This is a genomic window from Pseudomonas ficuserectae (genome assembly GCF_024584585.1).
In the GTDB taxonomy this organism is placed as follows: Bacteria; Pseudomonadota; Gammaproteobacteria; order Pseudomonadales; family Pseudomonadaceae; genus Aquipseudomonas; species Aquipseudomonas amygdali.
On record NZ_CP085684.1, the window covers coordinates 2,412,039 to 2,437,483 of the forward strand.

Genomic DNA, 25,445 nt, shown 5'->3' on the forward strand with positions numbered 1-25,445 from the left:
GGAATAGAGGCAGTCAATTGTCCTGATATGCGTCCCTCACGGCTATGGTGAATCCTACGTGTTTCATGCCTATTCCTCCGACCTGGCGTTTCAGGGTCGGCTATGAAGCGCAAATCTGCGATGATAGAGCTGTCTGTTTCTCTGTCAGGCTGCTCCCATGACGTTACCTGTTGTTATCGATGGCAATGCCACGCTTGTCTCCTTGATCCAGCCGCTGGCAGTGCGCCCCGGCTTTGTGGCGACGCATTTGCCCGAGGTTCGCGTGCTTTCGGCGTTCGGCTATGTCGCCAGCAGCCCGCAGATTTACGAGCCGAGCCTGATGATTGTCGTGCAAGGCAGCAAGGTCGCCTGCCTGGGGCCGCGTACGTTTGAGTATGGCACCGGGCATTACCTGATTCAGGCGCTTTCTGTGCCGTTCAAATGCGAGACCTTCGCCACCCCGGACAAGCCGCTGTATGGTGTGTCGGTAGCCATTGACCGTGTGCTGCTTGGCGAGTTGGTGCAAGCAATGGGACCGGCCAGCGGCCAGGAAAGCCAGATGCAGACCCCGGAGTCGATGACCTCGGTACGCATCGACTCTGCGATGCGTGACAGCGTCGAACGCCTGCTGCGTTGTCTGCACGATCCGCTGGAGTGTCAGGCGATGGGGCAATCAAGGATTCGCGAGGTGTTATACACCGCGCTGCGTGGACCGCAATCAGGTGTATTGCGTGCGCTGGTCGAGCAGCAGGGGCAATTCGCACGGATTGCCTCGGCGGTGACCTATCTGCATGAGCACTATAATCACGCGCTGAATGTCGACACGCTGGCCAGTTGCGCAAACATGAGTACCTCGACCTTTCACGAGCACTTCAAACGCAGCACCCTGTTGTCACCGGTGCAGTACCTGAAACGTCTGCGCCTGCTCAAGGCTCAGCAACTGCTGGTGGCCGACGGGCTGAATGTGTCGCAGGTCGCGCTCAGGGTCGGCTATCAAAGTGCGTCGCAGTTCAGCCGTGAATACAAGCGCTACTTTGAACGCAGTCCGGGAGAAGAGAGCTGTAGGGTTTAGCGGCAAGCTACAAGCGGCAAGATCAAAGCCTGTAGCTTGCCGCCGCCTTACATGTTCGGGTACGTCGGCCCGCCAGCGCCTTCCGGTGCAACCCAGGTAATGTTCTGCGAAGGGTCCTTGATGTCGCAGGTCTTGCAGTGCACGCAGTTCTGCGCGTTGATCTGAAAGCGCTTTTCGCCATCTTCTTTAGTGATGACTTCATACACGCCAGCCGGGCAATAGCGCTGTGCCGGTTCGTCGTACAGCGGCAGGTTCTTGCTGATCGGGATGCTCGGGTCGGTCAGCTTCAGGTGGCAAGGTTGCTCCTCTTCATGGTTGGTACTGGAGAGGAATACCGAGCTGAGCTTGTCGAAGCTGAGCTTGCCGTCGGGTTTCGGGTAATCGATTTTCTTTGAGTCCGCTGCCAGCTTGAGGCAGGCGTAGTCCGGCGTGGTGTCGTGCAGCGTGAACGGCAGCTTGCCACCGAAAATGTTCTGATCGATGAAGTTGAAGGCACCACCCTTGATCGCGCCGTATTTGTGGATCGCCACGCCAAAGTTGCGGCTGGCGAACAGCTCTGCATGCAGCCAGCTGGCCTTGAAGGCATCGACGTAGGAGGTCAGCACGTCGCCGCCTTCCTTGCCGGCGAACAGGGCATCTGCCACCGAATCGGCTGCGAGCATGCCGGACTTCATTGCCGTGTGGCTGCCCTTGATCTTGGCGAAGTTCAGGGTGCCCAGGTCGCAACCGATCAACGCGCCGCCAGGGAATACCATCTTCGGCAGCGAGTTCAGGCCGCCCTTGGCAATGGCGCGTGCGCCGTAGCTGATGCGTTTGCCGCCTTCAAGGTACTGCTTGATGACCGGGTGGTGCTTGTAGCGCTGGAATTCGTCGAAGGGCGACAGGTACGGGTTGCTGTATGACAGGTCGACGATCAGGCCGACTACCACCTGATTGTTCTCCAGGTGGTACAGGAACGAGCCGCCCGGATTGGCATCGTCCAGCGGCCAGCCTGCGGTGTGCACCACCAGGCCCTGTTCATGTTTGGCCGGGTCGACTTCCCAGATTTCCTTCAGGCCGATGGCGTAATGCTGTACATCGGCTTCGTAATCGAGATTGAAGCGCTTGAGCAATTGCTTGCCGATGTGACCGCGGCAGCCTTCGGCGAACAGCGTGTACTTGGCGCGCAGTTCCATGCCGGGGGTGTACAGGCCTTCCTTGGGGTTGCCTTCGCGGTCGACACCCAGATCGCCGGTGACGATACCGCGTACCACGCCGTTTTCGTCGAATAGTGCTTCCTGAGCGGCAAAGCCCGGGTAGATTTCCACACCAAGGTTTTCAGCCTGCTGGGCGAGCCAGCGGCACAGATTGCCCAGGGATATGATGTAGTTGCCCTGGTTGTGCATGGTCTTGGGGACGAAAAAGTCCGGAATTTTCTGCGCCTTTTCGGCGTCGCGCAGGACGTAGATATCATCACGCTTGACGGGTGTATTGAGCGGAGCGCCCAATTCCTGCCAGTTTGGAAACAGCTCGTTCAGTGCGCGCGGTTCAAACACGGCACCGGACAGGATGTGTGCGCCGACTTCGGAGCCTTTTTCCACCACGCAGACGCTGATTTCCTGCCCGGCTTCAGCGGCCTTCTGTTTAAGGCGGCAAGCGGCAGAAAGCCCGGAAGGGCCGGCTCCGACGATGACGACGTCGAATTCCATGTATTCGCGTTCCACAGGCTATCTCCTACTTTCAAGGCTCACGGTATTTTTATGGGCGCTGCTTTATGAGTCGCTGCAGGCCGACACAGGAGGTGTTGGGCACCACCCGTCTTTTAATGGCACGCATTATATCTACACCACTGCATGGGTCCAATACAAACGTTTGTTTGAATTGCCCGCAGCCCAGATAAATCAAAGACACCAGACTCGGAACTGGCCGATTTGGCGTATTGACCGGAAAAGGCGTTGCGGTCAATATACGGGCGGTTTTGCGTTTGCCGTAGGCTGAAACGAGGCACCTGCGTTGCAGGAAGTCTCTCAAAAGGCATCAGGCGGACGCGGTGCAGGCAACAGGTCAACGTCGCACGGCGCATTTTACACACCCTGCCGCAGCTTGATGGGTGACTCCCGGCTTTTATATGGCTTTTTGAAGTCGTCCGGACGGCCTGCACGCATTGCGATTGCTTGTTGAGGACACATATCGATCGCCTGGTATCGCCAGGCGACTTCTTTTCACCGGAGAGTGAGGAATCCATGAAGGTTCTTGTAGCTGTCAAACGAGTGGTCGACTACAACGTCAAGGTTCGCGTCAAGGCGGACAACTCCGGCGTCGATCTTGCCAACGTCAAAATGTCCATGAACCCGTTCTGCGAAATCGCTGTTGAAGAAGCGGTGCGCTTGAAAGAGAAGGGCATGGCAACGGAAATCGTGGTCGTCACCATTGGTCCTACCACTGCTCAGGAGCAACTGCGTACTGCGCTGGCGCTGGGTGCAGACCGTGCCGTGCTGGTCGAGTCTGCCGAAGAACTGACCTCTCTGGCCGTGGCCAAGCTGCTCAAGGCAGTGGTCGACAAGGAGCAGCCACAACTGGTTATCCTTGGTAAACAGGCTATCGACAGTGACAACAACCAGACCGGCCAGATGCTGGCCGCACTGAGCGGCTACCCGCAAGGTACGTTCGCCTCGAAGGTTGAAGTCTCCGGTGACAAGGTTGCCGTGACCCGTGAGATCGACGGCGGTCTGCAGACTGTTTCCCTGAGCCTGCCAGCCATCGTGACCACGGACCTGCGTCTGAACGAGCCACGCTACGCTTCGCTGCCCAACATCATGAAAGCCAAGAAGAAGCCGCTTGAAGTGCTGACCCCGGATGCACTGGGCGTTTCCACGGCCTCGACCAACAAGACCCTCAAGGTTGAAGCACCGGCTGCACGCAGCGCGGGCATCAAAGTCAAATCGGTGGCTGAACTGGTCGAGAAACTGAAAAACGAAGCGAAGGTAATCTAAATGACGATCCTGGTTATCGCTGAACACGACAATGCGACCGTAGCCCCGGCTACGCTCAATACCCTGGCTGCCGCGCAGAAGATCGGCGGTGACATCCACTTGCTGGTTGCCGGTTCAGGCGTAAGTGCCGTTGCCGACGCCGCCGCCAAAATTGCTGGCGTGGCGAAAGTGCTGGTGGCCGACAACGCTGCCTATGCACATCAATTGCCTGAAAACGTTGCGCCACTGGTCGTAGAGCTGGCTGCGGGCCATAGTCACGTTCTGGCCGCTGCAACCTCCAACGGCAAGAACATCCTGCCTCGCGTTGCTGCGCAGCTGGATGTCGACCAGATATCCGAGATCGTTTCGGTGGTCTCGGCCGACACCTTCACCCGCCCGATCTACGCCGGTAACGCCATTGCTACCGTGCAGTCCACTGCCGCGATCAAGGTCATCACCGTGCGTGCCACCGGTTTCGATCCGGTCGCTGCCGAGGGTGGTTCGGCTTCTATCGAAGCGGTTTCGGCTGCTCACGATGCGGGCAAGTCCAGCTTCGTTGGCGAAGAACTGGCCAAATCCGATCGTCCAGAACTGACAGCGGCCAAGATCGTCGTATCCGGCGGTCGTGGCATGCAGAACGGCGACAACTTCAAGCACCTGTACACGCTGGCCGACAAGCTCGGTGCTGCAGTGGGTGCTTCCCGTGCTGCGGTCGATGCCGGTTTTGTGCCCAACGACATGCAGGTCGGCCAGACCGGCAAGATCGTCGCGCCTCAGCTGTATATTGCTGTCGGTATTTCCGGTGCCATTCAGCATCTGGCCGGCATGAAAGACTCCAAGGTGATCGTTGCGATCAACAAGGATGAGGAAGCTCCGATCTTCCAGGTGGCCGATTACGGGCTGGTGGCTGATTTGTTCGAAGCCATTCCCGAGCTGGAGAAGCTGGTTTAAGCCACGCGCTTCCATTATAAAGAGAACCCGTTCCGTTCGGGGGTTGTGTGCCGGCAGATTGCTTGCGGTACATAGACCCGGATCGAGCGGGTTTTTTTATCGGGTATCAGAAGGGCTTTTCATGGTGCACCTCCGGCTGCTGTCTTCGCTTTTTCTCGGGCTGATCATGCTGCCGACGCTGTCATTTGCTGCCGGCAAGTGCGAGCGTCTGATTGTGACCGGCAGTCCGGACGCGCCGCCTTATCTGTGGCGTGATCCTCAGGACCCACGTCATCTGATGGGCGCCAATGCCGATCTGCTGACGCAGGCGGCAGGTGAGCTGGGTATCAAGGTCGAGTTCCTGTACGGCGGCAAACGCAGTCAGGCACTTGAGGAGGTGCGCACCGGGCGCATGGACTTGCTGGCCGACGCGCCGTTCAATGCAGCGCAACTAGAGTCGCTTGATTACATCCATCCGCCAATTGTGCAGAACGACATCATGGTCTGGACGCGCCACGATCACAGCGTACCGTTCAATACCCTGGCCGAGCTGCACGACCGTCCTGGCGCCATGTCGGAAAAGACCCGATTGACGCCTTCATTCGAGGCTGCGGCCAAGCAGCATCTGACCCTGACACGCCTGCCAGGCCTGACCCCGGCTTTTCAGAAGCTGGCGCTGGGTGAGGTGGATTACGTGCTTGCCGGTCGTTACGCCGGGATGGTCATGGTGCAGACGCTGGGTCTTTCTGCAGACCTGGCTGCGCAACCCTTGCCGGTCGATACACCCGGGTTTTATCTGGCGTTGTCGTTCAATTCGGCCTGCAACGAACCATGGTTGCGCGGACAACTGGCGAAAAAGATGACAGAATCGGCCGCCTCCGGCCTTGCGGGTGATGTCATCAGGCACAACCTGGAGTTGTGGAAAGCCCAGCTGTTGCAACCTGCCAGCGCCAGCGCACCAGACAAGTAGGGATGTTTTTGTGAGTATTCGTTTTTCAATCGCCGTCATGGCCATCGCCACGCTGGCTGGCTGTGCCAGCGACCCGCTACCGACCGAGCAGTTCAAGCTGACCGAGCAGGCGCTGGAGCAGGCCAAAGCCGTTGGCGCGGGCGATGATCAGCCCGAGATGGAAGTCGCTCTGGCCCGCTTTGCCGAAGCTCGCGCCTCCATGGCGACCCACGCCTACAAGGACGCGCGCATGAAAGCCGAGCAGGCCGAGCTGGATGCCCGGCTGGCAGAGGCCCGAGTGCTCACCCTCAAGAGTCAGGAGCAGGTCAATCAGTTGAATACCCGCCTCAATCGGTTACGCAAGCAACTGGGAGAGGCGCAATGAACCGTCTTCCGCGTGTACTGAGTGTGTGCCTGTTGCTGGGTTCGGCTGGCCTTTACGGGTGTGCCGGTCATCAGGACAGCGGGAAGGCCTTGCAGCAGGCCAGTGCCGACTTCCAGAAGGTCAAGGAAGATACCGATGTGTTGCGCAGCGCGCCCAAGGATGTCATTCGCGCTGGCGAATCTCTGGCTCGCGCCGAGCGTCTGTCCAGCTATCTGGGAAGCGGTGCCGACGTCAGTCATTACGCCTACCTCAGCAGCCGCTACAGCGAGATCGCACGTGAGCACAGCAATCTGATGCTGAGCCAGGAGCGCCTGGCGAAAATGGACATGGAGCGCCAGCGTCTGCAATTGGCGCTGCGTGAGGCCAAGCTGGCCAGTGCCCAGCAGCAGGGGCGCTGGCTGGAAGATCAGATCCTCAGTCTGGCCACCACCGAGACCGATCGCGGGCTGGTCATGACGTTGGGAGATGTGCTGTTCGACGCCGGGCACGCCGAGCTGAAAAGCTCGGCCAGTCGCACCATTCTCAAGGTTGTGCAGTTCTTGCAGATCAATCCGCGTCGAGTGGTCCGGATCGAGGGCTACACCGACAGCACAGGTGACCGTCAGGAGAATCTGAAGCTGTCGAAGGATCGTGCACAAACGGTCGCAGACGTTCTGATGGACCTGGGTGTCGACGAAAAACGTATCCATGTCGAGGGTTATGGTCAGCAGTTCCCGGTGAACGCCAACGCCTCCGAGCGAGGGCGCGCGCAAAATCGCCGTGTGGAAATTGTTTTTTCTGATGAAAAAGGTCAGTTAGGCGCAGCGCGCTGATAAAAACTTTTCAAAAAGCCCGACGCCGGAAACGGTCTCGGGCTTTTTTGGCTTTAAAGGCTTTGCATATGGCGTTTTCAGCCGCGTTTATTTTCGTGCAGCGGTCGTGACCGCTGGCTTGAACGTAAACTGTTCCCGTACACTTCTGGACTGTGCCGGTTATTCCGTATCTGTATTTTTAAAAACAATAAATCACCGGTCTTTTCGAGGCTGTGTCATGACCAATCTTTTGCTCTATCAGCGTATCGCCCAGCAGCTTGCCGAAGATATTCGTCGTGGGGTGTATCAACCCGGTGAGCGTGTGCCTTCGGTTCGCAAGATGAGTTCGCAGCTCAATGTCAGCCATGCGACGGTATCGCAGGCTTATGCGAACCTTGAAGATCAAGGGTTGATCCGGGCGCGTCCTCAGTCCGGCTACTATGTTCATCAAACCCCGGCACTTACGGCTTCGACCCCGGATATCGCGCGTGTCGAGCGGCCTGGTCTGGTCACGCGCAGCAGTATCATCCAGCAAGTGCTCGAGGAATCCCGACGCGAGGGCGTGTTTGCTCTGGGCGCCGCTGTGCCTCATGTGGACTACCTGCCGGTGCGCGCGCTGCATCAGCAATTAGCGAAAGTGACGCGTTTTCACAGCCCGCGGGCCTTCAGCTATATGTTCAGTCCGGGTTTCGAGCCGCTGCGCAGGCAGGTCGCCATCCGTATGCGCGACGCCGGCGTGGTGGTCGATCCGTCCGAGGTGGTGATCACCCACGGGTGCGTGGATGCACTGCAGATGACTCTACGCGTGCTGACCCGGCCGGGTGACCTGATCGCTGCCGAGTCGCCTGCTTATTACGGGTTGTTGCAACTTGCCGACCTATTGGGCTTGAAAGTCATCGAAATCCCCAGCGACCCGGCCACCGGCATCAGTCTGGAGGCCCTGCAACTGGCGGCCAATCAATGGTCAATCAAAGCATTGGTACTGACTTCACGCCTGAGCAACCCACTGGGCGGCACCATGCCGGAGGAGCGGCAGAAGAACCTGCTGCGTCTGGCCTCGGACTTCGATATTCAAGTGGTTGAAGACGATGTCTACGGTGAGTTGATGTTCGAAGTCGGGAGGACCAAGGCGCTCAAGGCGTTCGATCGGCTGGGGAGGGTGATTTACTGTTCCAGCTTTTCCAAGACGCTATCGCCCGGTGTGCGCATCGGCTGGATCATCGCTGGCAAATACCAGGCAGAAATTCAACGTCTGCAGACTTTCAGCACGCATTCTGCATGCAGTGTTACGCAGATGGCGGTCGCCGCATACCTCGAAAACGGCGGTTACGATCGGCACTTACGTTTCATTCGCCTGGAATACCGCAAGAATCTCAGCGCCTTCCAATTGGCGGTGCAGCAGTTCTTCCCTGAGGGCACGCAGATGAGTCGCCCTGCGGGTGGGTTCATTCTGTGGGTCAGCCTGCCGGGCCGGGTCAATACTCAGGAGCTGCATGTTCGTGCGCTGGAGCAGGGTATCAGTATCGCGCCGGGGTTGATCTTCAGTAATACCGAGCAGTTCAATCACTGCATCCGCCTCAACTGCGGGATGCCTTGGAACAAAGAGGCTGAGCGGGCACTGATGACGCTGGGTATTCTGGCCAAGCAGTTGTGTCAGGAAGCGGTGCATGTGTACTGAGTTGTAAAGATTTTTTGTCAATTGTTTTGAACTCTTGGCTTGTCAGGTTGGCCTCAAAAGGACAGCATGTGTTTCTTTTCCGGCTATTTGCCACTGTCTTGCCTGACTTTTTGCCTATGAATGTTTTTCGCTGTCTGGGATTGCTTGTCGTTGTGCTTCTGAGTGGTTGTGATGCTCAGGACCCGTCTGTGCCCAAGCCCAAAACCGATACGATTATTACGGCTCCGGTCTCGCCTGAAGTGCACTTGAAGACCGAGGCTCCTGTGGAGGCGGTGGCGACGGATGCAAAACAGATACAGGCGCCCGATACCATGCATCAGTTGATGCCAGGGGTCCCGGTGGTTCCGGTAGTGGTGGGCAAGGAAAAATCACAACCTTCAGCGCCTCCGGTGACCAAGGCGGTAGCCTCTGAAAAGTCGTCTTCAAAAGTAGTGGCGGCCAAGGCGCCTGTCAGCAAACGCAAGAACGCCAAAGATGTCAAAACAGCCAGTGCCAAGGATGTGCGAATCAAGTCGCCAAAGCTGGACCTGAGTTTGCCGCCCGAGCTTGTCAAGGAACTGGACCCGCCTGCCAATGTGATCACCAGCAAGCGCAAGCCGATATTGCCGCAGATGTTCAGCGACAAGGGGGCTTCGGCCAACCCCGGCCCCTTTGAGCTTGAAGGTCGATTGCTGACCAACGAAATGCAATTGCAGATGCGCAACGACAACCGTCGCGATGTCGAAGGTGCTGCGCTGGATTTCAAATTCAAGCAGTAAGCCCTGCCTATCGTCCGATACGGCGTTTTCAAACAGACGTTTTGACGGTTAATATTCTTCCTCTTTTTCTATTTTTCAGTAAGGGTGTCTGGTCATGGACTGCCGTTCCGATTGTGGTGCGTGCTGCATAGCGCCTTCCATCACGTCTCCCATACCCGGCATGCCCGATGGAAAACCGGCAGGTGAGCGATGCCTGCACTTGTCGGTCGAGCTTCTGTGCGCCTTGTTCGGCAGGCCCGAGCGCCCTGCGGTATGCAGTCAGTTCAAGGCGGCGGAAGATGTCTGCGGAGTCGATCAGGCGGATGCAATTCGCCTTATTGGCTGGTGGGAAAAAGCTACAGCAGTTGCATGAAAGGGCGGTTTTTGGGCGCTAGTGCTTTGTCGGAACTTCAAAACAAGGAATAAAATAATGAGTCCGCTGTATCGCATCGCTGTTGCTTGTGGTTTGACTGTAATGCTTGGCGGAACGGCGCAGGCTGACGACTGGAAAGTGGTCAAGAACGAGGATGGCATCAAGGTTTCGTTGATTGATGTGCCTGGGTCCGATTACAAGGCCTATCAGGGCATTGCGCTGATCAATGCCAGCGTGAGCAAGCTGCGTGCGCTTCAAGAGGATGTTGCGGGGGCCTGCGCCTGGATTCATGAGTGCAAGTTACAGAAGATACTCAAGCATGAAGGTAACAAGACCTGGACCTACAGCCAGTTCAACACGCCCTGGCCGGTGACGCCTCGTGACTCGGTGCTGTTGATCACTACTCAGGAGGGGGCTGACGGCAGTATTACCCGGAATCTTGAAGAGCAGCCCACGTACATTCCCGAGGAAAAGGGTTTCGTGCGTGTGACCGAGGTCAAGGGGTTCTGGAAGATGGTGCCCAAGGGGTCGAACCAGACTGAGGTGACTTATCAGGTTCACACCGAGCCGGGTGGTAGTGTGCCATCAATGCTGGCCAACAAGTTCGTTGTCGACGCGCCGTTCAATACGCTGAAAGCGCTCAGAGAGCGGGCTGCGCAGACGCAATAATCTGCAGTATGCAGTACGCACAAAAAAGGGCTGCCAGTGGCAGCCCTTTGTTTTTGCGTGTAACGCTTACTTGCGGTCTTGCAGGGCGACGATATCGCGTTGCACGTTGCCGGTGTAGAGCTGGCGAGGGCGACCGATCTTGTAAGGGCTGGAGAGCATTTCTTTCCAGTGCGAAATCCAGCCGACGGTCCGCGCCAGAGCGAAGATTACGGTGAACATGCTGGTCGGAATGCCGATGGCCTTGAGGATGATGCCCGAGTAGAAGTCGACGTTCGGGTACAGCGAGCGCTCGATGAAGTACGGGTCGGTCAGGGCGATCTCTTCGAGGCGCATGGCCAGTTCGAGCTGAGGATCGTTGGTGATACCCAGTTCCTTGAGCACTTCGTCGCAGGTCTGCTTCATCACGGTGGCGCGCGGGTCACGGTTCTTGTAGACGCGGTGGCCGAAGCCCATGAGCTTGAACGGGTCGTTCTTGTCCTTGGCCTTGGCGATGAACTTGTCGATGTTCGACACGTCACCGATTTCATCCAGCATGGTCAGTACCGCTTCGTTGGCGCCGCCGTGGGCCGGGCCCCAGAGCGCGGCGATGCCGGCAGCGATACAGGCAAACGGGTTGGCGCCCGAAGAGCCTGCCATGCGGACGGTGGATGTCGAGGCGTTCTGCTCGTGATCGGCGTGAAGGATGAAGATCTTGTCCATCGCCTTGGCCAGCACCGGGCTGATGGGTTTGATCTCGCACGGGGTGTTGAACATCATGTGCAGGAAGTTTTCGGCGTAGCTGAGGTCGTTGCGCGGGTACATCATGGGCTGGCCCATGGAGTACTTGTAGACCATCGCTGCCAGGGTCGGCATCTTGGCCACCAGGCGTACAGCGGAAATCTCGCGGTGCTGCGGGTTATTGATGTCCAGCGAGTCGTGGTAGAACGCTGACAGGGCACCGACTACGCCGCACATGACGGCCATCGGGTGGGCGTCGCGACGAAAGCCGTTGAAGAAGGTCTTGAGTTGCTCGTGAACCATCGTGTGGTTCTTGACCACGGCCACGAACTGGGCTTTCTGTTCGGCGGTCGGCAGTTCGCCGTTGAGCAGCAGGTAGCAGGTTTCGAGGTAATCGGACTGCTCGGCCAGTTGTTCGATCGGGTAGCCGCGGTGCAGCAGAATGCCATTGTCACCATCAATGTAGGTGATCTTCGAATCGCAAGAGGCCGTGGACATGAAGCCAGGGTCAAATGTGAAGCGGCCGGTGGCGGTCAGGCCGCGTACGTCGATCACGTCCGGACCCACTGTACCGGTCAGAATTGGCAGCTCGACGGGGGCTGCGCCCTCGATGATCAACTGCGCTTTTTTGTCAGCCATGTGGCCTCCTATTTATGCTTCAAATCATCAGACAGGCCCCCCACGCAGGGCCCGCATCACTATAGTGAGATAAATTCTAAAGTCAATTTGCCTGAAGTCGTGTTCCGCAAGGGCCCGCCGTGGATTTTTTCAGACCGTTTCCTGCCGTTTACGCCTTTTGTCCCGGCAACGCAATGCGCCATTGGCGGTAAGTCTGCGCGTTGTCATTAGTAACCTAACTGTCTATACTCGGCGTCCGACCGCCAAAGGCTTTTTGGCCTGTTTCAAGGGGGTCGTCACTTCCTGGGTGGTGGGTACCTGACCAGTGCACTTCCCAACAACTTGCCCTGATTGTTAGGGGCTCTTCAGTGTGAAAAAAAGCCGTGAATAGCCAACGACCTGTAAATCTAGACCTAAGGACCATCAAGCTCCCAGTCACCGCTTACACGTCCATCCTTCACCGCATCTCCGGTGTCATCCTCTTTGTCGGTATTGCAATCATGCTGTATGCAATGGACAAGTCGCTGGCGTCCGAAGAAGGGTTCGGTGAAGTCAAGGCGTGTCTGACCAGCCCGCTGGCCAAGCTGATCATCTGGGGGCTTCTGTCTGCCCTGCTGTATCACATGGTGGCCGGTATCCGTCACCTCATCATGGACTCCGGGGTAGGCGAGACGCTCGAAGGCGGCAAGCTGGGCTCCAAAATCGTTATCGCGGTTTCCGTGGTACTGATTCTTCTGGCGGGAGTATGGATATGGTAACCAACGTCACCAACCTTTCGCGTTCGGGCCTCTATGACTGGATGGCTCAGCGTGTTTCTGCGGTCGTGCTCGCGGCTTATTTCATATTCCTGATCGGATACATGGTCTTTCATCCGGGTCTGAGTTACGCCCAATGGCATGATCTGTTCGCACACAACGGAATGCGTATCTTCAGTCTGCTGGCCCTCGTTGCCCTTGGCGCTCACGCCTGGGTCGGCATGTGGACCATCGCGACCGACTACCTGACGCCGATGGCGCTGGGCAAGTCTGCCACTGCAGTACGTTTTCTGTTTCAGGCGGTATGCGGCGTTCTGATGTTCGCCTACTTCGTCTGGGGCGTGCAGATTCTTTGGGGTATCTGATTCATGGCTAACATAAATTCGCTTTCCTTCGACGCCATCATCATTGGTGGTGGCGGTGCCGGTATGCGCGCTGCTCTGCAGCTCGCTCAGGGCGGTCACAAGACTGCCGTGGTCACCAAGGTGTTCCCGACACGCTCGCACACCGTTTCTGCCCAGGGTGGCATCACCTGCGCAATTGCCTCTGCGGATCCGAACGATGACTGGCGCTGGCACATGTACGATACCGTCAAGGGTTCCGACTACATCGGTGACCAGGACGCTATCGAATACATGTGTTCCGTAGGCCCTGAAGCTGTTTTCGAACTCGAGCACATGGGTCTGCCGTTCTCCCGTACCGAACAGGGTCGCATCTACCAGCGTCCGTTTGGCGGTCAGTCCAAGGACTTCGGCAAGGGCGGTCAGGCTGCACGTACCTGTGCTGCTGCCGACCGTACCGGTCACGCACTGCTGCACACCCTGTATCAGGCCAACCTCAAGGCTGGCACCGTATTCCTCAACGAATACTACGGCGTGGATCTGGTCAAGAATCAGGACGGTGCCTTTGTCGGCATCATCGCCATCTGCATTGAAACCGGCGAAACTTCCTACATCCGTGCCAACGCTACCGTGCTGGCAACCGGCGGTGCAGGTCGTATCTACTCTTCGACCACCAATGCCCTGATCAATACCGGTGACGGTATCGGTATGGCACTGCGTGCCGGTGTCCCGGTTCAGGACATCGAAATGTGGCAGTTTCACCCGACCGGCATTGCCGGTGCAGGTGTACTGGTCACCGAAGGCTGCCGCGGTGAAGGCGGTTACCTGATCAACAAGCACGGCGAGCGTTTCATGGAGCGTTATGCTCCGAACGCCAAGGACCTTGCAGGTCGTGACGTGGTTGCGCGCTCCATGGTCAAGGAAATCATTGCCGGTAACGGCTGCGGTCCGGATGGCGACCATGTAATGCTCAAGCTCGATCACCTGGGCGAAGAAGTGTTGCACAGCCGTTTGCCAGGCATTATGGAGTTGTCCAAGACCTTCGCTCACGTCGACCCTGCAACAGCGCCGATTCCGGTAGTTCCTACCTGCCATTACATGATGGGCGGCGTTGCCACCAACATTCATGGTCAGGCGATCACTCAGGACGCCGCCGGTGTCGATCAGATCATTCCGGGTCTGTTCGCGGTAGGTGAAGTGGCTTGCGTATCGGTTCACGGTGCCAACCGTCTGGGCGGCAACTCGTTGCTCGATCTGGTGGTGTTCGGTCGCGCTGCGGGTATCCACCTGGAGAAAGCGCTGAGCGAAGGTATCGACTACGCCCGTGCTTCCGAGTCCGACATCGATGCTGCGCTGGCACGCGTTGCCGGCCTGAACGAGCGCACTACCGGCGAAGACGTCGCCACGCTGCGTAAAGAGCTGCAAAGCTGCATGCAGAACTACTTCGGTGTGTTCCGCACCGGCGAATACATGCAGAAGGGTATTGCTCAGCTGGCTGACCTGCGCGTGCGTATCGCCAACGTCAAGATCAATGACAAGAGCCAGGCATTCAATACCGCCCGTATCGAAGCGCTTGAACTGCAAAACCTGCTGGAAGTTGCCGAAGCCACGGCGATCGCCGCAGAGCATCGTAAAGAGTCCCGCGGCGCTCACGCCCGTGAAGACTTTGAAGATCGCGATGACGAGAACTGGTTGTGCCACACCCTGTATTTCCCGGGTGACAAGCGCGTGACCAAGCGTGCCGTGAACTTCTCGCCGAAGACTGTTCCGACTTTTGAACCTAAGATTCGGACTTATTAAGGGGTGACCGATATGTTGCAAGTCAGTGTTTATCGTTACAACCCTGAGCAGGACGCCGCGCCGTTCATGCAGGAGTTTCAGGTCGATACCGGTGGCAAGGACCTGATGGTGCTGGACGTGCTCGCCCTGGTCAAAGAACAGGATCAAGGCTTCTCTTACCGTCGTTCGTGCCGCGAAGGCGTGTGCGGTTCCGATGGCATGAACATCAATGGCAAGAACGGTCTGGCCTGCATCACGCCGCTGTCTGCCGTTGTCGCCAAGAACAAGCTGATCGTACGTCCGCTGCCTGGTTTGCCGGTCATTCGTGACCTGGTCGTCGATATGAGCATCTTCTACAAGCAGTACGAGAAGGTGAAGCCGTTCCTGCAGAATGACACGCCGGCTCCGGCCATCGAACGTCTGCAAACTCCGGAAGAGCGCGAAAAGCTCGATGGTCTGTACGAGTGCATTCTGTGCGCTTGCTGCTCGACTTCCTGCCCGTCCTTCTGGTGGAACCCCGACAAGTTCCTGGGTCCTGCTGCGCTGCTGCAAGCCTACCGTTTCCTGGCTGACAGCCGTGACACTCGCACCAATGAACGTCTGGCTTCGCTTGATGACCCGTTCAGCGTGTTCCGCTGCCGCGGCATCATGAACTGCGTCAACGTGTGCCCGAAAGGCCTTAACCCAACCAAGGCTATCGGTCATGTGCGTAACATGTTGTTGCAAAGCGGCGTCTGATTCATCGTTTTATCTGTTACACCGTTGCACTGAAGTGGCTGCGGCGCAGGCTTCAACCGGCGCCGTAGTTTTAACCTGAGCAGTAGCTCGCAAAGCTGCCGCTCTTATTTTGAAGAAATGAGACCAGCAGGGGCATCCGGGCTGGTACCCGGACTATCTGCGTGATCCCTGGTGACTTGATACAGTCGCTGCACACGACTATTTCAGGATTGCTCTGGTGTCTTCGCCGGTGGTGTCCCCTTACCGAGGGTGACCAAGCATGCAAGAAAGCGTGATGCAGCGCATGTGGAACAGTGCCCACCTATCCGGTGGTAACGCTGCCTATGTGGAAGAGCTCTATGAGCTTTACCTGCACGACCCTAACGCTGTGCCAGAAGAATGGCGCACCTACTTTCAGAAGTTGCCAGCAGACGGCAGCTCTGCCACTGATGTATCGCACTCGACTATTCGCGATCATTTCGTGTTGCTGGCCAAAAACCAGCGCCGCGCTCAACCGGTGTCCGCCGGCAGTGTGAGCAGCGAGCACGAGAAGAAGCAGGTTGAAGTGCTGCGACTGATCCAGGCGTATCGGATGCGTGGCCACCAGGCTGCTCAGCTCGATCCGTTGGGCCTTTGGCAGCGCCCTGCGCCTGCGGATCTGTCGATCAATCATTACGGCTTGACCAATGCCGATCTTGATACGACCTTTCGTGCCGGCGACCTGTTCATCGGCAAAGAGGAAGCGAGCCTACGCGAAATTCATGAAGCGTTGCAGCAGACATATTGTCGCACCATCGGCTCCGAGTTCACTCACATCGTGGATTCCGAGCAGCGCAACTGGTTCATGCAGCGTCTTGAGAGTGTTCGCGGCCGTCCAGCGTTCTCGGCTGATATCCAGAGCCACCTGCTCGAGCGTGTCACCGCAGCCGAAGGTCTCGAGAAGTATCTGGGTACCAAATATCCGGGTACCAAGCGCTTCGGTCTGGAAGGTGGCGAAAGCCTGATCCCGATGCTCGACGAGCTGATTCAGCGTTCCGGGTCCTATGGCACCAAGGAAGTCGTGATCGGTATGGCCCACCGCGGCCGCCTGAACGTACTGGTCAACACCTTTGGCAAGAACCCGCGCGACCTGTTCGACGAGTTCGAAGGCAAGAAAAAAGTGGAACTGGGTTCCGGTGACGTCAAATATCACCAGGGTTTCTCTTCCAACGTCATGACCGCAGGCGGTGAGGTTCACCTTGCCATGGCATTCAACCCGTCTCACCTGGAGATCGTTTCTCCGGTGGTCGAGGGGTCGGTGCGTGCGCGTCAGGATCGTCGCAACGATCCTAACGGTGACAAGGTTCTGCCGATTTCCCTCCACGGCGACGCGGCCTTTGCCGGTCAGGGCGTGGTCATGGAAACCTTCCAGATGTCGCAGACCCGCGGCTTCAAGACGGGCGGCACGATCCACATCGTCATCAACAACCAGGTGGGCTTCACCATCAGCAACCCGCTGGACTCGCGTTCGACCGAGTACGCCACCGACGTTGCCAAGATGATCCAGGCGCCGATCCTCCATGTAAATGGTGATGATCCGGAAGCCGTGATGTTCGTGACCCAGCTGGCGATCGATTACCGCATGCAGTTCAAGCGCGATATCGTGATCGATCTGGTCTGCTACCGTCGTCGTGGTCACAACGAAGCTGACGAGCCGAGTGGCACTCAGCCTCTGATGTATCAGCAGATCACCAAGCAGCGCACCACCCGTGAGCTGTATGCCGAGCATCTGATCAAGACCGGCATTCTCGATGAAGCCCGTGTTCAGGCCAAGGTCGATGATTACCGCAGCGCGCTGGACAATGGTCTGCACGTAGTGAAAAGCCTGGTCAAGGAGCCGAACAAGGAGTTGTTCGTCGACTGGCGTCCTTATCTGGGCCACGCCTGGACTGCGCGTCACGACACTCGCTTCGACCTCAAGACCCTGCAGGAACTGTCCGCCAAGCTGATGGAACTGCCTGAAGGCTTCGTCGTGCAGCGTCAGGTTCAGAAGATCTACGAAGACCGTCAGAAGATGCAGGCCGGTGGCTTGCCGATCAACTGGGGTTACGCCGAAACCATGGCATACGCCACGCTGGCGTTCGAAGGTCACCCGATCCGTATGACAGGGCAGGACATCGGTCGCGGTACGTTCTCGCACCGCCACGCCGTACTGCACAACCAGAAAGACGCCGGGACCTATATCCCGCTGCAGAATCTGTACTCCGGTCAGCCGCGTTTCGACCTGTACGACTCGTTCCTTTCGGAAGAGGCCGTGCTGGCATTCGAATACGGTTACTCGACCACCCAGCCGGATGCACTGGTTATCTGGGAAGCGCAGTTCGGCGACTTCGCCAACGGTGCCCAGGTGGTTGTCGACCAGTTCATCACCAGCGGTGAACACAAGTGGGGCCGTCTGTGCGGTCTGACCATGCTGTTGCCTCACGGTTACGAAGGGCAGGGGCCAGAGCACTCGTCGGCACGTCTTGAGCGTTATCTGCAATTGTGTGCCGAGCACAACATTCAGGTGTGCGTGCCAACGACTCCGGCGCAGATCTACCATTTGCTGCGTCGTCAGGTCATCCGTCCGCTGCGCAAGCCGCTGATCGTGCTGACTCCCAAGTCGTTGCTGCGTCACAAACTGGCTGTTTCGACCCTGGAAGATCTGGCCGAAGGCTCGTTCCAGACCGTCATTCCGGAAATCGATGCCCTCGATCCGGCCAAGGTCACGCGTCTGGTGCTGTGCAGCGGCAAGGTTTACTACGACCTGCTGGAAAAACGCCGTGCCGAAGGGCGTGAAGACATTGCCATCGTTCGTATCGAGCAGCTGTACCCGTTCCCTGAAGACGACCTGATGGAAACCATCGCGCCGTACACCAACCTGCAGCATGTGGTCTGGTGTCAGGAAGAACCGATGAACCAGGGTGCCTGGTACAGCAGTCAGCACCATCTGCGTCGCAGCATGGGCAACCACAAACGTGAACTCGTTCTTGAGTACGCCGGTCGTGACGCCTCTGCCGCTCCAGCTTGTGGTTACGCTTCGATGCACGCCGAGCAGCAGGAAAAACTGTTGCAAGATGCCTTCACTGTTTAACGCCTTCGAGCATTAGAAACCGAATTAAGGAATTACAGATAATGGCTATCGAGATCAAAGCCCCCTCTTTCCCGGAATCCGTTGCCGATGGCACCATTTCCAAGTGGTACAAAAAAGAGGGTGATGCGGTAAAACGGGACGAGATGCTGGTCGATATCGAGACTGACAAGGTTGTTCTGGAAGTATTGGCCGAAGCTGACGGCGTGATGGGCTCGATCACCAAGGAAGAGGGCGCTATCGTCCTCTCCAACGAAGTGCTTGGCACTTTGAATGATGGTGCCACGGCATCTGCTGCTCCAGCACCTGCTGCTGCGCCTGCCTCTGCTGCGCCTGCCTCGGCACCCGCCGCTGCGCCTGCCTCTGCTGCGCCTGCCTCGGCACCCGCCGCTGCACCGGCTGCCGCTGGCGAAGAAGACCCGATTGCCGCGCCTGCTGCGCGTCAACTCGCTGAAGAAAACGGTATCAACCTGGCCAGCCTCAAAGGCACTGGTAAAGACGGCCGTATCACCAAGGAAGACGTGGTCGCTGCCGTTGAAGCGAAGAAATCCGCTCCAGCCGCTGCTCCTGCTGCCAAACCTGCTGCCGCTGCCGCTCCGGTTGTCGCTGCTGGCGACCGCACCGAGAAGCGCGTGCCGATGACTCGTGTACGTGCAACCGTTGCCAAGCGTCTGGTCGAAGCCCAGTCGAACATGGCCATGCTGACCACGTTCAACGAAGTCGACATGACCGAAGTCATGGCACTGCGTTCGAAGTACAAGGACCTGTTCGAGAAGTCGCACAACGGCGTGCGTCTGGGCTTCATGTCGTTCTTCGTCAAGGCTGCTACCGAGGCGTTGAAACGCTTCCCGGCTGTCAACGCGTCGATCGACGGCTCCGACATCGTCTACCACGGTTACGCCGACGTCGGTGTTGCAGTATCCAGCGACCGTGGTCTGGTTGTACCGGTTCTGCGTAACGCCGAGCACATGAGCCTGGCTGAAATTGAAGGCGGCATTGCCACCTTCGGCAAGAAGGCCCGTGATGGCAAACTGTCCATCGACGAGATGACCGGTGGCACCTTCACGATCACTAATGGTGGTACTTTCGGTTCGATGATGTCGACGCCGATCGTCAACCCGCCACAGGCTGCAATTCTGGGCATGCACAACATTCTTCAGCGCCCGATGGCAGTCAACGGTCAGGTAGTGATTCGTCCGATGATGTATCTGGCATTGTCGTACGATCACCGTTTGATTGACGGCAAGGAAGCGGTAACCTTCCTCGTGACCATCAAGAACCTGCTGGAAGATCCGGCTCGTCTGTTGCTGGATATCTGATGAGGCAGCCCGTGGTTGCAAGCTTCAAGCTTCAAGTCAGAAGCGATAAGGCGTGCAGCCGGGGCTGGTGTGTTTCACCTGATTAATAGGTCGCAAGTCGTTTTTGCCTGATCGCGGATCGACTTGCAGCTTGCAGCTAAAAGCTCGCAGCTAAAGAGGAACTCTTTGTTATGTCCCAGAAATTCGACGTGGTAGTGATTGGCGCAGGCCCTGGCGGTTATGTTGCCGCCATCAAGGCTGCGCAACTTGGTCTCAAGACTGCCTGCATCGAGAAGTACCAGGACAAGGAGGGCAAACTGGCCCTCGGTGGTACCTGCCTCAACGTTGGTTGCATTCCTTCCAAGGCGCTGCTCGACAGCTCCTGGAAGTTCTATGAAGCCAAGAACGGCTTCAGCGTGCACGGCATCTCGACATCTGAAGTGAATATCGATGTGCCGGCCATGATCGGTCGCAAGTCGACTATCGTCAAAGGCCTGACCGGCGGCGTTGCCAGCCTGTTCAAAGCCAATGGCGTGACCACTCTGCAAGGCCACGGCAAACTGCTGGCTGGCAAGAAGGTCGAGCTGACGGCTGCCGACGGCACCGTTGAAATCATCGAAGCTGACCATGTGATTCTGGCTTCGGGCTCGCGTCCTATCGACATCCCGCCAGCTCCGGTTGACCAGAAAGTCATCGTCGATTCGACCGGCGCTCTGGAATTCCAACAGGTTCCACAGCGTCTGGGCGTCATCGGCGCTGGCGTGATCGGTCTGGAGCTGGGCTCTGTATGGGCTCGCCTTGGCGCCCAGGTCACTGTTCTGGAAGCACTGGACAAGTTCATTCCGGCGGCCGACGAAGCAGTTTCCAAGGAAGCGCTGAAAACCTTCACCAAGCAAGGTCTGGACATCAAGCTGGGCGCTCGCGTGACCGGTTCCAAGGTCGATGGCGAAGAAGTGGTGGTCAGCTACACCGACGCCGCTGGCGAGCAGTCGATTACCTTTGATCGTCTGATCGTTGCCGTTGGCCGTCGTCCAGTGACCACTGACCTGCTGGCATCGGACAGCGGCGTTGATCTGGACGAGCGCGGTTTCATCTACGTTGACGACTACTGCACCACCAGCGTTCCTGGCGTATACGCCATCGGTGACGTGGTGCGTGGCCTGATGCTGGCACACAAGGCGTCGGAAGAAGGCATCATGGTTGTCGAGCGCATCAAGGGCCACAAGGCTCAGATGAACTACAACCTGATCCCGTCGGTTATCTACACCCACCCGGAAATCGCCTGGGTCGGCAAGACCGAGCAGACGCTCAAGGCCGAGGGCGTTGAAGTCAATGTCGGTACGTTCCCGTTCGCAGCCAGTGGCCGTGCCATGGCAGCCAATGACACCGGCGGCTTCGTCAAGATCATTGCCGACGCCAAGACTGACCGCGTACTGGGTGTTCACGTTATTGGTCCAAGTGCTGCCGAACTGGTACAGCAGGGCGCAATCGCGATGGAATTCGGCAGCAGCGCAGAAGACATCGGCATGATGGTCTTCTCGCACCCGACCCTGTCCGAAGCGCTGCATGAAGCTGCACTGGCTGTGAATGGCGGCGCCATCCATATCCAGAATCGCAAGAAACGCTAAGACAACAAGAGAAACCACGGCGCAGTGCCCGTCGTTGGCCTTGCAAGCAGGGCTTACCGCGGAATCTGCGCCGGACTCGACCTCTCAGGCGGCTCCATGAGTGTCCCACGGCACTTGCGGAGTCCACCCGGAGTAGCGGTCACAGGTGGTGCGGCACGCTGACGTGCAGCACCGAATGCGCAGTACCTAAACGAAGACGGTAATAAGCATGAATCTTCACGAGTATCAGGGTAAGCAGCTGTTCGCTGAGTACGGCCTGCCAGTATCCAAGGGTTACGCGGTAGACACCCCGGAAGCAGCAGCAGAAGCCTGCGACAAGATCTGCGGAACCGAGTGGGTCGTCAAAGCCCAGGTTCACGCAGGTGGTCGCGGTAAAGCGGGCGGCGTAAAGCTGGTTCGCAGCAAGGAAGACGCTGCAGCGTTCGCTCAACAGTGGTTGGGCAAGCGCCTGGTGACTTACCAGACTGACGCCAACGGTCAGCCAGTGACCAAGATCCTGGTCGAATCGTGCACCGACATCGCCAAAGAGCTGTATCTGGGCGCTGTGGTCGATCGTTCCAGCCGTCGTATCGTGTTCATGGCTTCCACCGAAGGTGGCGTGGACATCGAGAAGATCGCTCACGACACTCCTGAAAAGATTCTCAAGGCCACGATCGACCCACTGGTCGGCGCTCAGCCGTTCCAGGGCCGCGATCTGGCATTCCAGCTGGGTCTGGAGGGCAAGCAGGTCACTCAGTTCGCCAAGATCTTCACCGGTCTGGCCAAGCTGTTCCAGGACCATGACCTGGCCCTGCTGGAAGTGAACCCGCTGGTGATCAAGGCTGACGGCGATCTGCACTGCCTGGACGCGAAGATCAACATCGACGCCAACGCCATGTACCGTCAGCCAAAGCTGAAGGGCTTCCACGATCCTTCGCAGGACGATCCTCGCGAAGCTCACGCTGCCAAGTTCGAACTGAACTACGTAGCGCTGGAAGGCAACATCGGCTGCATGGTCAACGGTGCTGGCCTGGCCATGGGTACCATGGACATCGTCAACCTGCATGGCGGCAAGCCTGCAAACTTCCTTGACGTTGGCGGTGGTGCCACCAAGGAGCGCGTTACCGAGGCGTTCAAGATCATCCTGTCCGACACCAACGTCGCCGCAGTACTGGTCAACATCTTCGGCGGCATCGTTCGTTGCGACATGATTGCCGAAGGCATCATCGGTGCAGTGAAAGAAGTCGGCGTGAAAATCCCGGTTGTTGTTCGCCTTGAAGGTAACAACGCTGAACTGGGCGCTAAAGTACTGGCAGAAAGCGGTTTGAACATCATCGCTGCGACCAGCCTGACCGACGCTGCTCAACAAGTTGTCAAAGCCGCGGAGGGCAAGTAATGAGCGTCCTGATCAATAAAGACACCAAGGTTATCTGCCAGGGTTTCACTGGTTCGCAAGGTACCTTCCACTCCGAGCAAGCCATTGCCTACGGCACCAAAATGGTTGGCGGCGTGACTCCAGGCAAGGGCGGCACCACGCACCTGAACCTGCCAGTGTTCAACACTGTGAAAGAAGCCGTAGACACCACTGGCGCTACTGCCAGCGTCATCTATGTTCCGGCTCCTTTCTGCAAGGATTCCATCCTTGAAGCAGCGTTCGGCGGCATCAAGCTGATCGTCTGCATCACCGAAGGCATCCCGACCATCGACATGCTGGAAGCCAAGGTCAAGTGCGACGAGCTGGGTGTGATCCTGATCGGTCCTAACTGCCCAGGCGTCATCACTCCGGGCGAGTGCAAGATCGGCATCATGCCAGGTCACATTCACTTGCCAGGCAAGGTAGGCATCGTGTCGCGTTCCGGCACCCTGACCTACGAAGCAGTGAAGCAGACCACTGACGCCGGTTTCGGTCAGTCCACCTGTGTAGGTATCGGTGGTGACCCGATCCCTGGTTCGAACTTCATCGACATCCTGAAGCTGTTCCAGGAAGACCCGAAGACCGAAGCGATCGTCATGATCGGCGAGATCGGCGGTTCGGCTGAAGAAGAAGCGGCTGCCTACATCAAGGCACACGTGACCAAGCCGGTTGTTTCCTACATTGCTGGTGTGACTGCTCCTCCGGGCAAGCGCATGGGCCATGCCGGTGCAATCATCTCGGGTGGTAAAGGTACTGCAGACGAGAAATTCGCTGCACTGCAGGACGCTGGTGTAAAAACCGTGCGCTCCCTGGCAGATATCGGCAAGGCCCTTGCCGAGCTGACTGGCTGGCCAACCAAGTAAGCTTCACTGTTTGCTGATCAGGTAAGCTCGCTTGCCTGATTCGAGCAATCGACAAAAGCCACCTTCGGGTGGCTTTTGTTTGGGCGCCTGAAAAGGTTCGCCTTACCCGGTCTGGTTCACCAGGACCTCTCATTGCCGGCATTTCCAACTGTCTGGGGCTTTCCATCCGCCAACAAACGGTGCGTCGTCGGCTGGCGCGCCCTGAGACAGTGCATTTTCGGTCGAAGTTGGCTACCCTGTCCGCCGTTTTTGCGTTGCCCTCACGAGGGGCGTTTCGCAAGGTACTGCCACGTCTTACGCCGACGGGCTGCGTCTGCCCCATTCATGGGTGACGTCCCATCCCTTATTTCGATTCCGTGTGGTCCCTCGTAATGAAAGTGTTGAAAGGCCAGGACATCCTGGCACTCGGTTTTATGACATTTGCCCTGTTTGTCGGGGCTGGCAACATTATCTTCCCTCCTATTGTCGGCCTGCAGGCCGGACCACATGTCTGGATGGCGGCGCTGGGCTTTCTGGTCACGGCGGTCGGGCTGCCGGTCGTTACGGTGATTGCTCTGGCCAGGGTAGGGGGGGCAATGGATGCCCTGAGCAGCCCGATCGGCAAGATTGCCGGCGGGGCGCTCGCAGCCGTCTGCTATCTGGCGGTCGGCCCGCTGTTCGCGACCCCGCGTACCGCGACCGTCTCGTTTGAAGTCGGCCTGGCACCTCTGACCGGTGACACTCCAGTCGCGTTGTTCCTCTACAGCCTGGCGTATTTTCTGGTGGTGTTCTGGGTTTCGTTGTATCCGGGGCGCTTGCTCGACACGGTCGGGCGCTTTTTGGCACCGCTCAAGATTATCGCCCTTGCAGTATTGGGGATCGCGGCATTCGCATTACCCGCAGGCGGAATAGGCGAGGCTGAGCCCGCCTATGCCACTGCGCCGTTTTCCCAGGGTTTCATCAATGGATATCTGACCATGGACACCCTTGGGGCGCTGGTCTTCGGGATTGTCATCGTCAATGCCATTCGCTCTCGTGGTGTCGAGTCACCACGTCTGATCACGCGCTACGCGATCATTGCCGGGCTCATTGCCGGTGTCGGGCTGGCGCTGGTGTATGTCAGCCTGTTTCGCCTGGGTTCCGGCAGCCATGCGGTCGCGGCAGGCGCAAGCAACGGCGCGGCGGTTCTGCATGCCTACGTGCAGCACACCTTCGGTTCATTGGGCAGCGGTTTTCTCGCCGTGCTGATTTCATTGGCGTGTCTGGTGACTGCGGTAGGCCTGACCTGTGCCTGTGCTGAATACTTTGCCAAGGTGCTGCCGCTGTCCTACCGGACGCTAGTGATCATCCTGGCGGTGTTCTCGCTGCTGGTATCCAATCTGGGGCTGACCAAGCTGATCCAGTTTTCGATTCCGGTACTCACCGCTATCTATCCACCGTGCATCGTGCTGGTGGCGCTGAGCTTCTGCAAAGGCCTCTGGCAGAGCCAGGGACGGGTTGTTGCACCGGTGATGCTGGTATCGCTCATCTTTGGCCTGATCGACGCGCTGAAGGGTGCCGGTTTTACTGACTATCTGCCGGGTGTGCTGACCAGTCTGCCGCTGAGTGATCAAGGCCTGGCATGGCTGGTGCCCTCGGTAATCACGCTGGCGGGCGCTGTAGCCGTTGACAGGCTCATGGGCAAGCGCAGCGAGGCGCTGGTTTGAAGTCGGTACACGATGAATGTCGAACTGA

Annotated in this window: 22 protein-coding genes; 20 read left to right on the top strand and 2 right to left on the bottom strand. The window is 57.9% G+C overall.

The window, feature by feature from the left end; all coding sequences use genetic code 11:
* Window positions 1-157 precede the first annotated feature (157 nt).
* Window positions 158-1,051 (top strand): AraC family transcriptional regulator, encoded by an 894-nt coding sequence (locus LJU29_RS10610; RefSeq protein ID WP_054076477.1) that lies wholly within the window; start codon window positions 158-160, stop codon window positions 1,049-1,051.
* Between the two features lie 47 nt (window positions 1,052-1,098).
* On the opposite strand, the gene LJU29_RS10615 is transcribed toward LJU29_RS10610, so the two are convergent.
* Window positions 1,099-2,754 carry an electron transfer flavoprotein-ubiquinone oxidoreductase gene (locus tag LJU29_RS10615; RefSeq protein WP_257112278.1) on the bottom strand — a complete coding sequence of 552 codons (1,656 nt, stop codon included), beginning with the start codon at window positions 2,752-2,754 and terminating at the stop codon, window positions 1,099-1,101.
* Between the two features lie 519 nt (window positions 2,755-3,273).
* Here LJU29_RS10615 and LJU29_RS10620 point away from each other — a divergent pair.
* From LJU29_RS10620 to LJU29_RS10660, 9 genes are all read left to right on the top strand, one after another.
* Window positions 3,274-4,023 carry an electron transfer flavoprotein subunit beta/FixA family protein gene (locus tag LJU29_RS10620; protein ID WP_257112279.1) on the top strand — a complete coding sequence of 250 codons (750 nt, stop codon included), beginning with the start codon at window positions 3,274-3,276 and terminating at the stop codon, window positions 4,021-4,023.
* Window positions 4,024-4,953 carry an electron transfer flavoprotein subunit alpha/FixB family protein gene (locus LJU29_RS10625; protein WP_005779946.1) on the top strand — a complete coding sequence of 310 codons (930 nt, stop codon included), beginning with the start codon at window positions 4,024-4,026 and terminating at the stop codon, window positions 4,951-4,953.
* 121 nt (window positions 4,954-5,074) lie between these two features.
* On the top strand, window positions 5,075-5,902 hold the full coding sequence (locus LJU29_RS10630) for a substrate-binding periplasmic protein (protein WP_005753329.1): 828 nt from the start codon (window positions 5,075-5,077) through the stop codon (window positions 5,900-5,902).
* 10 nt (window positions 5,903-5,912) lie between these two features.
* Window positions 5,913-6,266: a DUF4398 domain-containing protein gene (locus tag LJU29_RS10635; RefSeq protein ID WP_004658957.1), complete on the top strand. Its 354-nt coding sequence runs from the start codon at window positions 5,913-5,915 to the stop codon at window positions 6,264-6,266.
* Window positions 6,263-7,078, top strand: coding sequence for an OmpA family protein (locus tag LJU29_RS10640; protein WP_257112280.1), 816 nt, complete (start codon window positions 6,263-6,265; stop codon window positions 7,076-7,078). Before LJU29_RS10635 ends, LJU29_RS10640 begins: the two co-directional genes overlap by 4 nt.
* Before the next feature lie 217 nt (window positions 7,079-7,295).
* Entirely contained in the window at window positions 7,296-8,735 is a 1,440-nt protein-coding gene (locus LJU29_RS10645) for an aminotransferase-like domain-containing protein (RefSeq protein ID WP_257112282.1), read from the top strand.
* Window positions 8,736-8,851: 116 nt separating this feature from the next.
* A complete protein-coding gene (locus tag LJU29_RS10650; RefSeq protein WP_306459398.1) occupies window positions 8,852-9,493 on the top strand; it encodes a translation initiation factor 2 in 642 nt (213 codons plus the stop codon).
* Between the two features lie 94 nt (window positions 9,494-9,587).
* A complete protein-coding gene (locus LJU29_RS10655; protein ID WP_004664678.1) occupies window positions 9,588-9,845 on the top strand; it encodes a YkgJ family cysteine cluster protein in 258 nt (85 codons plus the stop codon).
* A gap of 57 nt (window positions 9,846-9,902) precedes the next feature.
* Window positions 9,903-10,514: an START domain-containing protein gene (locus LJU29_RS10660; RefSeq protein WP_257112284.1), complete on the top strand. Its 612-nt coding sequence runs from the start codon at window positions 9,903-9,905 to the stop codon at window positions 10,512-10,514.
* Window positions 10,515-10,580: 66 nt separating this feature from the next.
* Here LJU29_RS10660 and gltA read toward each other — a convergent pair whose 3' ends face one another.
* Window positions 10,581-11,870: a citrate synthase gene (gltA, locus tag LJU29_RS10665; protein ID WP_002552974.1), complete on the bottom strand. Its 1,290-nt coding sequence runs from the start codon at window positions 11,868-11,870 to the stop codon at window positions 10,581-10,583.
* Between the two features lie 362 nt (window positions 11,871-12,232).
* On the opposite strand from gltA, the gene sdhC reads away from it, so the two are divergent.
* From sdhC to brnQ, 10 genes are all read left to right on the top strand, one after another.
* Window positions 12,233-12,607, top strand: a complete 375-nt coding sequence (sdhC, locus tag LJU29_RS10670; protein ID WP_002552975.1) for a succinate dehydrogenase, cytochrome b556 subunit — start codon at window positions 12,233-12,235, stop codon at window positions 12,605-12,607.
* Complete coding sequence (sdhD, locus tag LJU29_RS10675) at window positions 12,601-12,969, top strand: succinate dehydrogenase, hydrophobic membrane anchor protein (RefSeq protein WP_003382006.1); 369 nt, start codon at window positions 12,601-12,603, stop codon at window positions 12,967-12,969. The genes sdhC and sdhD overlap by 7 nt, the downstream gene beginning before the upstream one ends.
* A 3-nt stretch (window positions 12,970-12,972) precedes the next feature.
* The gene (sdhA, locus tag LJU29_RS10680) at window positions 12,973-14,745 is read left to right on the top strand and encodes a succinate dehydrogenase flavoprotein subunit (protein ID WP_002552976.1); all 1,773 of its coding nucleotides are present in this window, start codon (window positions 12,973-12,975) and stop codon (window positions 14,743-14,745) included.
* Between the two features lie 12 nt (window positions 14,746-14,757).
* Window positions 14,758-15,462: a succinate dehydrogenase iron-sulfur subunit gene (locus tag LJU29_RS10685; RefSeq protein ID WP_004658943.1), complete on the top strand. Its 705-nt coding sequence runs from the start codon at window positions 14,758-14,760 to the stop codon at window positions 15,460-15,462.
* Between the two features lie 259 nt (window positions 15,463-15,721).
* Window positions 15,722-18,553: a 2-oxoglutarate dehydrogenase E1 component gene (locus tag LJU29_RS10690; RefSeq protein ID WP_004658941.1), complete on the top strand. Its 2,832-nt coding sequence runs from the start codon at window positions 15,722-15,724 to the stop codon at window positions 18,551-18,553.
* A 41-nt stretch (window positions 18,554-18,594) separates the two neighbouring features.
* Window positions 18,595-19,869 (top strand): 2-oxoglutarate dehydrogenase complex dihydrolipoyllysine-residue succinyltransferase, encoded by a 1,275-nt coding sequence (gene odhB / locus LJU29_RS10695; protein ID WP_257112285.1) that lies wholly within the window; start codon window positions 18,595-18,597, stop codon window positions 19,867-19,869.
* Between the two features lie 170 nt (window positions 19,870-20,039).
* Window positions 20,040-21,476 (top strand): dihydrolipoyl dehydrogenase, encoded by a 1,437-nt coding sequence (gene lpdA, locus LJU29_RS10700; protein ID WP_002552980.1) that lies wholly within the window; start codon window positions 20,040-20,042, stop codon window positions 21,474-21,476.
* Window positions 21,477-21,684: 208 nt separating this feature from the next.
* The gene (sucC, locus tag LJU29_RS10705; RefSeq protein ID WP_257112286.1) at window positions 21,685-22,851 is read left to right on the top strand and encodes an ADP-forming succinate--CoA ligase subunit beta; all 1,167 of its coding nucleotides are present in this window, start codon (window positions 21,685-21,687) and stop codon (window positions 22,849-22,851) included.
* Window positions 22,851-23,732: a succinate--CoA ligase subunit alpha gene (gene sucD, locus LJU29_RS10710; RefSeq protein WP_004664700.1), complete on the top strand. Its 882-nt coding sequence runs from the start codon at window positions 22,851-22,853 to the stop codon at window positions 23,730-23,732. The genes sucC and sucD overlap by 1 nt, the downstream gene beginning before the upstream one ends.
* Window positions 23,733-24,103: 371 nt before the next feature.
* Window positions 24,104-25,417, top strand: a complete 1,314-nt coding sequence (brnQ, locus tag LJU29_RS10715) for a branched-chain amino acid transport system II carrier protein (RefSeq protein ID WP_257112287.1) — start codon at window positions 24,104-24,106, stop codon at window positions 25,415-25,417.
* Window positions 25,418-25,445 lie beyond the last annotated feature (28 nt).

Bases quoted from the DNA above. Each gene is read 5' to 3' on its own strand.
- LJU29_RS10610 (WP_054076477.1), top strand. From the start codon at position 158: ATGACGTTACCTGTTGTTATCGATGGCAATGCCACGCTTGTCTCCTTG.
- LJU29_RS10620 (WP_257112279.1), top strand. From the start codon at position 3,274: ATGAAGGTTCTTGTAGCTGTCAAACGAGTGGTCGACTACAACGTCAAG.
- LJU29_RS10625 (WP_005779946.1), top strand. From the start codon at position 4,024: ATGACGATCCTGGTTATCGCTGAACACGACAATGCGACCGTAGCCCCG.
- LJU29_RS10630 (WP_005753329.1), top strand. From the start codon at position 5,075: ATGGTGCACCTCCGGCTGCTGTCTTCGCTTTTTCTCGGGCTGATCATG.
- LJU29_RS10640 (WP_257112280.1), top strand. From the start codon at position 6,263: ATGAACCGTCTTCCGCGTGTACTGAGTGTGTGCCTGTTGCTGGGTTCG.
- LJU29_RS10645 (WP_257112282.1), top strand. From the start codon at position 7,296: ATGACCAATCTTTTGCTCTATCAGCGTATCGCCCAGCAGCTTGCCGAA.
- LJU29_RS10650 (WP_306459398.1), top strand. From the start codon at position 8,852: ATGAATGTTTTTCGCTGTCTGGGATTGCTTGTCGTTGTGCTTCTGAGT.
- LJU29_RS10655 (WP_004664678.1), top strand. From the start codon at position 9,588: ATGGACTGCCGTTCCGATTGTGGTGCGTGCTGCATAGCGCCTTCCATC.
- LJU29_RS10660 (WP_257112284.1), top strand. From the start codon at position 9,903: ATGAGTCCGCTGTATCGCATCGCTGTTGCTTGTGGTTTGACTGTAATG.
- gltA (WP_002552974.1), bottom strand. From the start codon at position 11,870: ATGGCTGACAAAAAAGCGCAGTTGATCATCGAGGGCGCAGCCCCCGTC.
- sdhD (WP_003382006.1), top strand. From the start codon at position 12,601: ATGGTAACCAACGTCACCAACCTTTCGCGTTCGGGCCTCTATGACTGG.
- sdhA (WP_002552976.1), top strand. From the start codon at position 12,973: ATGGCTAACATAAATTCGCTTTCCTTCGACGCCATCATCATTGGTGGT.
- LJU29_RS10685 (WP_004658943.1), top strand. From the start codon at position 14,758: ATGTTGCAAGTCAGTGTTTATCGTTACAACCCTGAGCAGGACGCCGCG.
- LJU29_RS10690 (WP_004658941.1), top strand. From the start codon at position 15,722: ATGCAAGAAAGCGTGATGCAGCGCATGTGGAACAGTGCCCACCTATCC.
- odhB (WP_257112285.1), top strand. From the start codon at position 18,595: ATGGCTATCGAGATCAAAGCCCCCTCTTTCCCGGAATCCGTTGCCGAT.
- lpdA (WP_002552980.1), top strand. From the start codon at position 20,040: ATGTCCCAGAAATTCGACGTGGTAGTGATTGGCGCAGGCCCTGGCGGT.
- sucC (WP_257112286.1), top strand. From the start codon at position 21,685: ATGAATCTTCACGAGTATCAGGGTAAGCAGCTGTTCGCTGAGTACGGC.
- sucD (WP_004664700.1), top strand. From the start codon at position 22,851: ATGAGCGTCCTGATCAATAAAGACACCAAGGTTATCTGCCAGGGTTTC.
- brnQ (WP_257112287.1), top strand. From the start codon at position 24,104: ATGAAAGTGTTGAAAGGCCAGGACATCCTGGCACTCGGTTTTATGACA.